Source organism: Kitasatospora sp. NPDC056273, from assembly GCF_042268845.1.
Lineage (GTDB): Bacteria > Actinomycetota > Actinomycetes > Streptomycetales > Streptomycetaceae > Kitasatospora.
The window spans coordinates 153,298-165,603 of the sequence record NZ_JBHJSJ010000010.1; the positions used below are offsets into that span (position 1 = coordinate 153,298).

Sequence of the window (12,306 nt, forward strand, 5' to 3'; positions counted from 1 at the left end):
GGGTCCGGCCGTCGGGGTGCAGGGGCGGTAGGTGGTCGGCAGGGGTTGAGGCCCCGGCCGGCCGCGGCGAGGCTTGGAACCGGGCCGACCGGGCCGACCGGGCCGACCGGGCCGACCGGTGCGCCCGGGCCGACCGGTTGCGCGGGGCGGCGCGCCGGGCGGGGTGCCGGCCGGCCGCGCGGGGGAGTCGGGAAGGAGCGTGCGGAGGAGGTCTCAGCCCGCCCGGTGGCGGTGGCAGGACTGGTCGTGCGGGGGCGCGATCAGGGAGGCGGCGATCGCCTTGTTCACGGCGTCGATCCGGGAGACCGCGCCGAGCTTGGCGAAGACGTTGCGCAGATGGCGTTTGACGGTGGCTTCGGTGATCGTCAGCCGGGTGGAGATCTGGCCGTTGCTCAGCGCCTGCGCGACCAGCTCCAGGATCTCCAGCTCCCGGGCGGACAGCACGTTCTCGGTGATGCCCTGCATCCGGGCCAGGCTGTCCCGGGAGACGGCCAGGACCATCCGGTCCGAGCCGCGGTGGACGCTGCGGACCGCCGCGAGCAGCTCGTCGCCGCACACGCTCTTCAGCAGGTAGCCCCGGATGCCGGCGTTGATGAGCCGTCGGAGCAACTGGGGGCCGTCGTACATGGACAGCATGATGATCTGCGAGGACGGCGAGAGCGCCCGCATCCTGGTGACGGTGTCGGTGGGCTCGCCGTCGGGGAGTTCGACGTCCAGCAGGACGACGTCCGGCCGGTGCCGGGCGACCTGGGCGATGGCGTCGCCGCTGTTGGCGGCCTCGCTCACCACCACCATGTCGTCCTGCGACTCCAGGATCTCGCGCACCCCCTCGCGGACCAGCGCGTGGTCGTCGACCAGGGCGACGCGGGTGGTGGCGGACGCGGGGTCAGCAGCTACGGCGTCGCGCGGGTTCATCGAGGAGCCGTCCTTTGAGAGGTACCGAGAGATCCACCCTGGTGCCGTTGTCCGGACGGCTGTTGACCAGCAGTCGGCCGCCGAGCAGTTCGGCCCGCTCGCGCATCGAGGACAGGCCGACGCCGGCGTCGGCCGGCCGCTCCTGCGGCAGCCCGCAGCCGTCGTCCTCGACGGTGGCGCGGAGTTCGTTGGGGGTGATCTCGACGTTCACCAGCAGCACCGTGGCCCGGGCGTGGCGCAGGGAGTTGCGGACGCCCTCGCGGAGGATCAGGAACACCTCGTCGAGCACCTCCGGCGGAGCCCAGGCCTCGTCCCCGTTCACCCGGAGCCGGGCGGCCACGCCGTCGGGGCCCAGCGACTCCAGGTCGTTGAGCAGGGCCTTCTCCAGGCTCTTCAACGGCTGGCGGGTGTGCAGGTCGGAGGTGACCGCGCGCAGGTGGTGCATCGACTCCTGGATGGCCTGCTGGGCGGTGGCCAGCTTGACGCTCGCCCGGTCCGGCTGCTTGTCCAGGTAGAGGGTGTAGAGCTCCAGCTGGCGGTGGGTCACGCTCATGCCGTGCCCGATCCGGTCGTGGAGCTCGCGGGCGATCCGGCGCCGCTCGTCGAGCTGCGCCTCGTGGATCTTGTCGACGAGTAACCCGGTGTACGCGGCCACCGACTCGCGGATCCGCAGGGCGACACCGCGCTCCAGTGCGAGGGTGATCAGGGTGAGGGTGTCGACTTGTCTCGATCCGGGCGGAAGGTGGCTGAATATCGTCGACAGCGCCGCGTGGAAGAAGGCCGAGGAGGCCTGGACGGATTCCCGGGGGTGGACCCCGTCCGCCGCGCGTGTCGCGCCGACGTCCCAGGCCAGCAGCTTGCACGTCTGGTCGACCTCGACCTGCCCCACGCGCAGGCTGGTGACCACGTCGGCGACGATCTGACGGGCGGTGGCCAGGGCCTGGTCCAGCGAGGCCGGGCTCTGCGCGATGGCGTTGCCGGCCGCCCGGAGCGAGGCCTCGTAGGCCTCGACTATCTCGGGCGTGCGTTGTTCGATCAGGTCCGCCACCTGTTGGCGAGTCGTCAAGGCTGCCTTCTCCAAACCGGTCACGTGCCGGCCCCCGTGTCGCCTTGGCCAAGCGGGGTCAAGATACCAGAACGCCGTGCGAATTCGAGGGCGTGAAGATGGCCTCCGGGAGGCCCCCTCGCCGGTCGAGCGTGTTCGAATCTTCAACTAGTTCAAAGGCGCGGCCGGAATGCCGGGACCGGTGACAAAGGGGGGGTCGGCCGCGCCGTGAAGAAGTGGACGGCGGAGGTGGCCGGAAGTCGTCCCGTCGCGTCGGCCGCCACCCGGCCGGGCGCGGGCGGAGGGACCGCCGGTGGTACCGGGGCCGGAGCGGAGTGGCCCGGGGGTGGAGTGTCCACTACTCCCTTCGATACCCCCCGCTCATCCCTCCGGCGCGGATGGGCCGACAGCGCTGGCGAGACCGTTGTCCGGGACTACGGCGGCTCTCTAGCGTGACGTTCACAGGACGTCCGCAATCGACCGGTACTTCCTGCATGTCCGCAACAAGAGCATCACTCCGTGCATGTCCGCAACAAGACCAGTACTTCCCGCATGTTCGCAACAAGAAACAGTTGTGAGGAACCAGACCGTGAAGGCTGACCGGCTGCCCCGGCGCTACCAGGCGTTCGTCCCGATGACCCTGCCCGACCGCACCTGGCCGGACCGGACCCCCACGGCGGCGCCGCGCTGGCTCTCCACGGACCTGCGGGACGGGAACCAGGCGCTGGCCCGCCCGATGACGCCGGCCCGCAAGCTCGCCATGTTCGACCTCCTGGTGGCGATGGGCTACCGGGAGATCGAGGTCGGCTTCCCGGTCGCCAGCCAGGACGAGTACGACTTCGTCAGGATGCTGATCGAGCAGGACCGGATACCCGAGGACGTCCGCGTCTCGGTGCTGGTGCCGGCCCGCGACGAGCTGATCGAACGGACCGTGGAGAGCCTGCGCGGCGCCCGCGCCGCCACCGTCCACGTGTACAACGCGACCGCGCCGCTCTTCCGCGACCTCGTCCTCGGGATCGGCCGGCCGGAGTGCGTCGACCTCGCCCTGCGCGGCACCCGGTCGATGATGCGGCACACCGAGCGGCTGCTGGGCGACTGCGAGGTCGGCTACCAGTACTCCCCGGAGCTGTTCAACGAGACCGAGCCGGAGTTCGCCGTCGAGGTCTGCGAGGCGGTGATGGACCTCTGGGAGCCCGGCCCGGGCCGCGAGATCGTGCTGAACTTCCCGGCCACGGTCGAGCGTTCGATGCCGCACGTGTTCGCCGACCAGATCGAGTGGCTGGACCGCACCCTCTCCCGCCCCGAGTACCGCTGCCTGTCGATCCACCCGCACAACGACCGGGGCACCGGGGTGGCCGCCACCGAACTGGCCCTGCTGGCCGGGGCGAAGCGGGTCGAGGGCTGCCTGTTCGGCGGCGGGGAGCGGGCCGGCAACGTCTGCCTGGTCACCCTCGGCCTCAACCTGCTGACCCAGGGCGTCGACCCGGGCATCGACTTCTCCGACATCGACCGGGTGCGCCGCACCGTCGAGCACTGCTCCGGACTGCCGGTCTCCCCCCGCCACCCCTACGGCGGCGAACTGGTCCACACCGCCTTCTCCGGGACGCACCAGGACGCCATCAGGAAGGGCTTCGCCGCCCTGGAGGCCGAGGCCGCCGCCGCCGGCGAGAGCCCGCGCGACCGCGCCTGGCGGATGCCGTACCTGCCGATCGACCCGCAGGACCTCGGCCTCGGCTACGAGGCGGTGGTCCGGGTGAACAGCCAGTCCGGCAAGGGCGGCGTCGCCCACGTCATGAGCGCCCGGCACGGCCTGGACCTGCCGCGCGGGCTGCAGATCGAGTTCGCCCGCACCGTGCAGGCGGTCGCCGAGGCCACCGGCGCCGAGGTCGCGCCGGACCGGATCGGCCGGCTCTTCGAGCGGGAGTACCGGTCCACCGCGGACGAGACCAAGCCGCTGGCCGTACGCCACGCGCCGGTCCCCACCGAGCTGTTCGTCGACGGGGCCGGCCCCGCCAGCGCGGACGGCACGGTCCGCGCGGAGGAGGTGCGCAGCCTCGGCGCGACCCTGGCGCCCTGGGGCGTCGAGGTCCGGGACGTCCGGCACACCGGCCCCGAGGGCAAGTCCGCGGACCCGGGGCGGGAGGCCGCCGTCTACGCCCGCTGCGCCTTCCCGGACGGGCCGGCCTGGGGCTTCGGCCGGGGCCCCGGCCTGCACGCCGCCGCCTTCTCCGCGATCCGGGCCGCCGCCGCCCGGGCCGGCCAGGGCCCGGCCGAACCGGACCCGCCCGCACCGGAGCGGGCCCGGGCCCAGGGCGCCGCCCCGCTCCCCGCCGAGCGCCGCTGAGCCCGAACACCAGCTGGGCCCACCACAGACCCACCGACGGGGCACCGCCGGGAGCCCCGGAGCAGCACCGAGCACCACCCGAGCACCGCTGAGTCCCACGCAGCCGGTTCCCCCACCCACACCCGCACGTACGCACGAGAGAAAGTCTGAGCAATGATGCTGGTCGAACGCGATGAGCACCTGGCCTTCCTGGCCGGTCTGCTGACCGAGGCGGTCGGGGGCAGGGGACGGATCGCCGTGGTGAGCGGCCCGGCGGCCACCGGAACGAGCGCCCTGCTGGACGAGTTCGTCGAGCAGGCGGCCGGGGCGGGCGTCCTGCCGCTGACGGCGGTGGGGTCGGCCGCCGAGACCGGCCTGCCGCTCGGCGTGCTGGGCCAGCTGCTGCGCGGCGCCCCGGTGCCGGCCGAGCAGCGGGCCGCCGTCCGCGAACTGCTCGCGGCCGGCCCGGACCGGCGGGAGTCGGCCGCCCGGGAACTGAGCGCCCTGCTGCTCGACCTGGCCGAACGGCAGCCGCTCGCCCTGGTGGTGGACGACGTCCAGCACGCCGACCCGGACTCGCTGGCCTGCCTCTCCCACCTGACCCGCCGGCTCGGCCGCTCCCGGATCATGGCCGTCCTCGGCCGGACCGGCCGGGCCGCCCACCGCACCGCCGAGTTCCACCAGGAGCTGCTGCGCCGCCCCGGCTGCCACAGCCTGGTCCTGCCCCTGCTCACCCCCGACGGTGTGGAGCGGCTGGTCGCCGAGCGCCTGGGCCGGGAGGCCGCCGACCGGCTCGCCGCCGACTGCCACCGGATCAGCGGCGGCAACCCGCTGCTGCTCACCGCCCTGCTCGACGGGCAGCTCGCGGCGGTGCGGGCCGGCACCGCCGACGGCGGGCTGGCCGTCGCCGACGGCTACGGGCAGGCGGTGCGCGACCTGCTGCACCGGAGCGCCCCCGGGCTGCTCCCGCTCGTCCAGGCGCTCGCCGTGCTCGGCGCCCCGGACGGGGTCGGCCGGCTGCTCGGCGTGGACGGCGCGGAGGCGGCGCGCGGCCTGCGCGAGCTGGCGGACTGCGGCCTGCTGGCCCCCGACGGCTTCCGCCACCCGGCCGCCCGGGCCGCCGTGCTGCTCGACACCGGCTCCGAGCGCAGGGCCGAACTGCACGGCAGGGCCGCCGGACTGCTGCACGCGGGCGGGGGCGCCGCGGCCGCGACGGCCGAGCACCTGCTCGCCTCCGGTCGGGTCGAGGAGGCCTGGACCGTCCCCGTACTGGAGGAGGCCGCCACGCTGGCGCTGGCCGAGGGCCGGGTCGGCCAGGCCGTCGAGTACCTGCGGCTGGCCTGCCGGGTCTGCGCGGACGGGCCCCGGCTGGCCCGGATCAGGACGGCCCTGGTCCGCGCCGAGTGGCGGATCAACCCGGGCGCCCCGACCCCGCACCTCACCGAGCTCACCACCGCCCTGCACCGCGGCCACCTGCGCCCCAGCGACGGCCTGGTGCTCGCCAAGGCCCTGCTGTGGCACGGCCGTTTCGAGGAGGCCAGGGACGTGCTGTCCCGGCTCGGCCTGGAGAGCGGCCCGCACGACCCGGAGACCGCGGCCGAGCTGCGGACCACCCGGCCGTGGCTGCGCTGCTGGTACGCGCCGCTGCTGGCGCACGTGCCGTCCGCCGAGGAGGAGCCGGACCCGCGCCCGGCGCCGTCCACCGCGGTCAGCTGGCGGCTGGAGGCGGCCACCGCGCTGGACTCGGTGCTCAGCCACGGCCCGTCCGAGCAGGCGGTCGCCGAGGCCGAGCGGATCCTGCGCACCTCCCGGCTGGACGAGACGGGCATGGACACCGTCGAGTCGGCGCTGCTCGCGCTGACCTACGGCGACCGGGCCGACCGGGCCGCGCCCTGGTGCGACGGCCTGATCGCGGAGGCGGCCGCCCGCCAGTCCCCGGGGCGCCAGGCCCGGTTGGCGACCATCCGGGCCGAGATCGCCGTCCGGCAGGGCGACCTGCCCGGCGCCGAGCGGTACGCCCGGCAGGCGCTGGAGATCATCCCGGCCGGCAGCTGGGGGGTGGCGGTCGGCGGCGCGCTGGCCAGCCTGCTGACCGCGCTGACCGCGATGGGCCGCCACGACGAGGCCGCCGACCAGCTCAACCTGCCCGTCCCGGAGGCGATGCTGCAGAGCCGCTACGGCCTCCACTACCTCCAGGCCCGCGGCCGGTACCAGCTGGCCACCGGCCACCTGAACGCCGCGCTCGGCGACTTCCTCGCCTGCGGCGAGCTGATGCGCCAGTGGGGGCTGGACGTGCCCGGCCTGGTCGCCTGGCGCGGCGAGGCCGCCGAGGCGATGCTCCAGCTGGGCGACCGCGACGGGGCCCGGCGCCTGCTGGAGGAGCAGCTCGCGATGGTCGACCAGTGCGCGCCGCGGGCGCGGGGCGTGGCGATGCGCCAGCTCGCCGCCACCGGCGACCTGCGCCAGCGCCCGGCCCTGCTGCGCAAGGCCGCGGACGTGCTCCAGGAGGCCGGCGACCGGTACGAGCTGGCCCGGGCGCTCGCCGACCTGGCCAGGACCTACCACGACCTGGGCGAGCTGCGCCGGGCCAGGCTCACCGCCCGCCGCGCCTGGATGCTGGCCGAGGAGTGCCAGGCCCAGCCGCTCACCCGGCTGCTGGGCGTGGAGTTCGGCTGGAGCAGCGGCGGCGACCAGTCGGCCCGGGAGAGCGCCCCGGCGGTGTCCGACGCGGTGCTCAGCGACGCCGAGTGCCGGGTCGCCGAGCTGGCCGCGCACGGCTACACCAACCGGGAGATCGCCAAGCGGCTGTACGTGACGGTCAGCACCGTGGAGCAGCACCTGACCCGGGCCTACCGGAAGCTGCGGGTCAGCTCCCGGGTCGACCTGCCCACGGCGATGGGCGCGCTGACCCGGGCCGGCTGAGCCCCGGCCGGGCCCCCGGCGGGCCCCTGGTCGAGCCCCGGCGGGGCCGGGCAGGGGGCCCCGCCGGGACAGGGGGCCCTAAGGGGCGGACCGGGGTGTTCGAGCGGGTCCGCCCCTGCTGGAATGCGTCTGTCAGTCGTCCATGGCCGGAATTTTCCAGAAAGGGGGGCGACATGGCGCTGACCTTGTCAGAGAAGGACGTGCCACCGCTCGCGGAACAGGACGGGGCATTGCCCCGGATCATCGGCATCGCCACCGCGAACCCGCCGGACTCCTATGCGCAGAGCGATATCCTCGACATATTCGGGATAACCGACCAGCGCATTCGGTCGCTTTTCATGAACAGCGCGATCGACCGCCGTTTCCTCATTCTCCCGCCGGAGGGGCCGGACGGCGGGCGCCGGATGGAGACCCAGGGCGAACTGCTCCGCAAGCACCGGGCGTCGGGCGTGGAGACGGGCGCGCGGGCGGTGCGCGAGTGCGTGGCCCGCACCGGCCTCGACCTCTCCGAGATCGGCTACATCTGCTGCGTCACCACCACCGGACTGCTCACCCCCGGACTCTCCGCCCACCTGATCAAGGAACTGGGCCTCGACGTTCGGACCAGCCGGCTCGACGTGGTCGGCATGGGCTGCAACGCCGGGCTCAACGGCCTGACCGCGGTGGCCGGTTGGGCCGCCGCCAACCCCGGGCGGCCGGCCCTGATGGTCTGCGTCGAGACCTGCTCGGCGGCCTACGTCTTCGACGGCACCATGCGCACCGCGGTGGTCAACAGCCTGTTCGGCGACGGCGCCGCGGCGGTGATCCTGATGGCCGACCCGGACGGCCTGCTGGACCGCTCGGAGAGCGGCGTGCGGGCCGAGGGCCCGACCGTCCTCAAGTTCTCCAGCCGCATCATCCCCGAGGCCGTCGACGCGATGCGCTACGACTGGGACGACGACCAGGGCAAGTTCAGCTTCTTCCTGGACCGCGACGTGCCGTACGTGGTCGGCGCGCACGCCGAACTCGTCGTCGACAGGCTGCTGGAGGACACCGGCCTTCGGCGCAGCGACATCGCCCACTGGATCGTCCACTCCGGCGGCAAGAAGGTCATCGACTCGGTCCAGATCAACCTCGGACTGACCCGGCACGACGTCCGGCACACCACCGGGGTGCTGCGGGACTACGGGAACCTCTCCAGCGGCTCGTTCCTGTTCTCCTACGAGCGGCTGATGGCCGAGGGTCAGGTCCGGCCCGGCGACCTCGGGGTCTTCATGACGATGGGCCCCGGATCGACCATCGAGACGGCCCTCGTCCGGTACTGACCGGAATGCACCAGACACAGCCCGCACCTTCCGAAAGAGGAATTCCCATGTCCGTCAGCGAACTGCTTCCCGAACGCACCGGGTCGGCCGGGCGCCACGTCCTGATCGACTGCTCCGCGCCGCTGACCGAGCAGCTGATCGGCCAGGTCGTCGAGGTCTGCGACGAGCTGGAGGACGCCGACCGGGCGACCTTCGCCGTGCTGCACGTCGAGGGGACGGCCGGCGTCCGCGAGCAGGCCTGGCCCGGCGAGGTCGGCATCCACCTGGTCAACAAGTGGGAGCGCGCGCTGCGCCGCCTGGAGCGCGTCCCGGCCGGCGTCCTCGCCGTCGCGGCCGGCGAGTGCGCGGGCCCGGCGCTGGACCTGCTGCTGGCCGCCGACCACCGGATCGCCACGGCGGACACCCGGCTGAGCCCGGCGGTCACCGCCGGCCGGCTGTGGCCCGGCATGGCCGTCCACCGCCTGGTCCAGCAGCTGGGCGTCGCCCGCGCCCGCCGCCTGGTGCTGTTCGGCACCGAGGTCACCGCGGCGGAGGGCGCCGAGCTGGGCCTGTTCGACCGGGTCGTCGAGGACCGCGCGGGCGTCGCCGCCGCCGTCGAGAGCGCCGGCGCGCTGCTCGGCGGGCTGGTCGGCGGCGAGCTGGCGATCCGTCGCCGGCTGCTGCTGGACGCCACCACCACCAGCTTCGAGGAGTCGCTCGGCGCCCACCTGGCGGCCTGCGACCGGACGCTCCGCAACCAGTCCGCCGACCGGGCCTGACCCGTCCGGCGCCCGACCGTCCCGCGCCCGGGCCGGCCGGCGCCCGACCCGACCCGTACCCGACCCACCGAGGGAAACAGCTGTCATGACCGTCCCAGTCTTCACCCTGGACACCGCGCGCAGCGTGGACACCGCCCCGGAGGCCAGGCTGTCCCGGCAGCGCTTCCTGCGGGAGCACGTCGCAGAGGTCTACGGTGCGCTCACCGAGGAGCGCACCGTCCACCTGCGACTGGACGAGCTGCTGCGCCGGGCCGGGGAACGCCACCCCGGCCTGGTGCCCGGCGAGGCGCAGCTGGCCGCCGAGCACGGGCTGCGGCAGGCCGACAAGGAGGGCCTGGAGATCGACCAGGGCATCTTCCTCCAGGCCGTCCTCGCCCACCCCGAGTGCGGCCGGCACCTGATCGACGCGATGCTGCGCCCCACCGAGCGGGCGCTGGCCCTGCTCCCGGAGTTCAGCCGCACCGGCAGCGCCGACCTCGGCGTGGTCCGGATCGAGCGCCGCGACGGCACCGCCCACGTGACCGTCCACAACGACCACTGCCTGAACGCCGAGACCAACGCCCATGTCGAGGACATGGAGACCGCGGTGGACCTCGTCCTGCTCGACCCGGCCACCGAGGTCGGCGTCCTGCGCGGCGGCGAGATGACCCACCGGCGCTACCTCGGCCGCCGGGTGTTCAGCGCCGGGATCAACCTCACCGAGCTGCACGAGGGCACCATCTCGTACGCGGACTTCCTGATGCGCCGCGAGATCGGCTACATCAGCAAGATCTACCGCGGCCTGCTGGTCGACGACGACCGCGCCTGGCCGCAGCGCACGCTGGAGAAGCCCTGGGTGGCCGCCGTGGACACCTTCGCGATCGGCGGCGGGGCGCAGCTGCTGATGGTCTTCGACCACGTGATCGCCGCCGCCGACAGCTACTTCAGCCTGCCCGCCGCCCAGGAGGGCATCGTCCCCGGCCTCGGCAACCTGCGCCTCACCCGGCTCGCCGGCGGCCGGGTCTCCCGCCAGGTCATCCTCGGCGGGCGCAAGATCCGGGCCCGCGAGCCCGACGCCGCCGCGCTGTTCGACGAGGTGGTCGAGCCCAGGGCGATGGACGCGGCCGTGGAGGCCGCCGCCGCCCGGCTGGCGAGCCCCGCGGTGGTCGCCAACCGGCACATGCTCCACCACGCCGAGGAGCCCGTCGAGACCTTCCGCCACTACCTCGCCGAGTTCGCCCTCCAGCAGGCCCTGCGGCTGTACGGGCTGGACGTGATCGCCAAGGTCGGCGCGTCCTGGACCCGCCGCCCGGCGAAGGACGCCTGATGCGCCCGGTCGAGGCGATGCTGGAGATCCTCCGGGCCGAAGGCGTCACCACCGTCTTCGGCAACCCCGGCACCAGCGAACTGCCCTTCACCGACGCGCTCAGCGCGGCCGGGGACATCGACTACGTGCTCGGTGCCCACGAGGGCTCGGTGGTCGCCATGGCGGACGGCTACGCCCGGGCCACCGGCCGCACCGCCTTCGTCAGCCTGCACATCGCGGCCGGCCTCGCCAACGGCCTGGTCGGGCTGCTCAACGCCAGCCGCTCGCGCACCCCGATGGTGGTCACCGCGGGCCAGCAGGACCGCCGCCACCTGGCCTGCGACCCGATGCTCTCGGGCGACCTGATCGGCCTGGCCTCCGCGGCGGTCAAGCAGACCTTCGACGTCCAGCACGCCCACGACCTGCCGCTGATGCTCACCCGGGCCTTCGCCGCCGCCCGGCGCGCCCCCGCCGGGCCGGTGTTCCTGTCCATCCCGATGGACCTGCTCACCGAGGACGTCGACGTCGAGGTGCCCGGCCGCTCCACCCTCGCCCCGCAGGGCCCGGCCACCGAACTCGCCGCCGCCGCCGGGCTGCTGGCCGCCGCCGAGCGCCCCGCCCTGGTGGCCGGGGACGCCGTCGGCCGCGACGGTGCGGTGGCCGAACTGACCGCGCTCGCCGAGGCGCTCGGCGCGGTGACGTACCACCAGCCGATGAACGACAACCTGGACTTCCCCACCTCGCACCCGCTGTACGGCGGCATGCTGGGCGCCACCCACGCCGCGATCCGGGAGACCCTGGCGGCCCACGACACCGTCCTGATCGTCGGCACCCACGCCTTCATGGCCCACCACTACACCCCCGGCTCGCCGATCCCGGAGACCACCACCGTCCTCCAACTGGACGCCGACGCCGCCGAACTGGGCCGCAACTTCGGCGTCCGACTGGGCCTGCACGGCGCGCTGCGGCCCTCCCTGGCCGCCCTCGCGGAGCAGCTCGCCGGACGCGTCCCGCGGGCCGCCGAGCGGACCACCGCCGCCGGCCGGCGGGCGGCGGCCGGGTGGGCCGCCACCGACCGCGCCGCGCTCGCCGCGTGCGGACCGGGCCCGCTCGACCCGCTGGCCGCCGCCCACGCCGTGGCCGCCGGACTGCCCGAGGACGCCGTGGTGGTCGAGGAGGCCATCACCACCGGCCTGCGGCTGCGCCAGGTGCTCCGCCAGGACCGCCCGGGCTCGTACCTGCACACCGTCGGTGGCGGCCTCGGCCACGGCATCGGCGCCGCCGTCGGCCGCCGGATGGGCGACGACAGCCGCCCGGTGGTCGCCGTGCTCGGCGACGGCTGCGCGATGTTCGGCCTCCAGGGCCTGTGGGCGGCCGGCCACTACCGCGTGCCGGTGACCTTCGTGGTGATGAACAACGGCGAGTACCGCACCCTCAAGGAGACCCTGGACACCTGGGACAGCCGCTCCACCCGGGGCGGGCGCTACCTCGGCCTGGACCTGGCCTTCGGCCCGGACAGCGGCCGCCACCGGCTGGACTTCCGGGCCGCCGCCGAGTTCTTCGGCATCGAGGCCGTCCGGGCCTCCCACCCCGCCGAACTCACCGAGATCGTCGCCAAGTCGGCGTCCGCGACCGCGCCGCTCCTGGTCGACGTGCCCATCACCGGGCACACCCCGCCTCGTTGAACCGGGGGCGTGCCCGACGGACACGCCCCGGTACGCCGTTCGTCGGGGCCGAACCACTGACAAGGGAGG

Annotated in this window: 8 protein-coding genes; 6 read left to right on the forward strand and 2 right to left on the reverse strand. The window is 74.4% G+C overall.

Annotated elements, in window-relative coordinates:
* Positions 1-213: 213 nt before the first annotated feature.
* On the reverse strand, positions 214-915 hold the full coding sequence (locus tag ACFCY1_RS12210; protein WP_049659142.1) for a response regulator transcription factor: 702 nt from the start codon (positions 913-915) through the stop codon (positions 214-216).
* A complete protein-coding gene (locus tag ACFCY1_RS12215) occupies positions 887-1,981 on the reverse strand; it encodes a sensor histidine kinase (RefSeq protein WP_181970733.1) in 1,095 nt (364 codons plus the stop codon). Before ACFCY1_RS12215 ends, ACFCY1_RS12210 begins: the two co-directional genes overlap by 29 nt.
* Positions 1,982-2,594: 613 nt before the next feature.
* Here ACFCY1_RS12215 and ACFCY1_RS12220 point away from each other — a divergent pair.
* From ACFCY1_RS12220 to ACFCY1_RS12245, 6 genes are all read left to right on the forward strand, one after another.
* Positions 2,595-4,304, forward strand: coding sequence for a 2-isopropylmalate synthase (locus ACFCY1_RS12220; protein WP_375874446.1), 1,710 nt, complete (start codon positions 2,595-2,597; stop codon positions 4,302-4,304).
* A gap of 153 nt (positions 4,305-4,457) precedes the next feature.
* Positions 4,458-7,205: an AAA family ATPase gene (locus ACFCY1_RS12225; RefSeq protein ID WP_375874430.1), complete on the forward strand. Its 2,748-nt coding sequence runs from the start codon at positions 4,458-4,460 to the stop codon at positions 7,203-7,205.
* Between the two features lie 173 nt (positions 7,206-7,378).
* Positions 7,379-8,509, forward strand: a complete 1,131-nt coding sequence (dpgA, locus tag ACFCY1_RS12230; protein WP_375874431.1) for a 3,5-dihydroxyphenylacetyl-CoA synthase DpgA — start codon at positions 7,379-7,381, stop codon at positions 8,507-8,509.
* 47 nt (positions 8,510-8,556) lie between these two features.
* Positions 8,557-9,267 carry an enoyl-CoA-hydratase DpgB gene (gene dpgB, locus ACFCY1_RS12235; RefSeq protein ID WP_049658312.1) on the forward strand — a complete coding sequence of 237 codons (711 nt, stop codon included), beginning with the start codon at positions 8,557-8,559 and terminating at the stop codon, positions 9,265-9,267.
* A gap of 85 nt (positions 9,268-9,352) precedes the next feature.
* The gene (dpgC, locus tag ACFCY1_RS12240; RefSeq protein WP_117490415.1) at positions 9,353-10,573 is read left to right on the forward strand and encodes a (3,5-dihydroxyphenyl)acetyl-CoA 1,2-dioxygenase DpgC; all 1,221 of its coding nucleotides are present in this window, start codon (positions 9,353-9,355) and stop codon (positions 10,571-10,573) included.
* Complete coding sequence (locus tag ACFCY1_RS12245; RefSeq protein WP_375874432.1) at positions 10,573-12,237, forward strand: thiamine pyrophosphate-binding protein; 1,665 nt, start codon at positions 10,573-10,575, stop codon at positions 12,235-12,237. The genes dpgC and ACFCY1_RS12245 overlap by 1 nt, the downstream gene beginning before the upstream one ends.
* The last annotated feature ends 69 nt before the right edge of the window (positions 12,238-12,306 follow it).

Excerpts from the sequence above, each read along its gene's own strand:
- ACFCY1_RS12225 (WP_375874430.1), top strand. The coding sequence starts at position 4,458 with ATGATGCTGGTCGAACGCGATGAGCACCTGGCCTTCCTGGCCGGTCTG.
- ACFCY1_RS12210 (WP_049659142.1), bottom strand. The coding sequence starts at position 915 with ATGAACCCGCGCGACGCCGTAGCTGCTGACCCCGCGTCCGCCACCACC.
- dpgB (WP_049658312.1), top strand. The coding sequence starts at position 8,557 with ATGTCCGTCAGCGAACTGCTTCCCGAACGCACCGGGTCGGCCGGGCGC.
- ACFCY1_RS12220 (WP_375874446.1), top strand. The coding sequence starts at position 2,595 with ATGACCCTGCCCGACCGCACCTGGCCGGACCGGACCCCCACGGCGGCG.
- dpgC (WP_117490415.1), top strand. The coding sequence starts at position 9,353 with ATGACCGTCCCAGTCTTCACCCTGGACACCGCGCGCAGCGTGGACACC.
- ACFCY1_RS12245 (WP_375874432.1), top strand. The coding sequence starts at position 10,573 with ATGCGCCCGGTCGAGGCGATGCTGGAGATCCTCCGGGCCGAAGGCGTC.
- dpgA (WP_375874431.1), top strand. The coding sequence starts at position 7,379 with ATGGCGCTGACCTTGTCAGAGAAGGACGTGCCACCGCTCGCGGAACAG.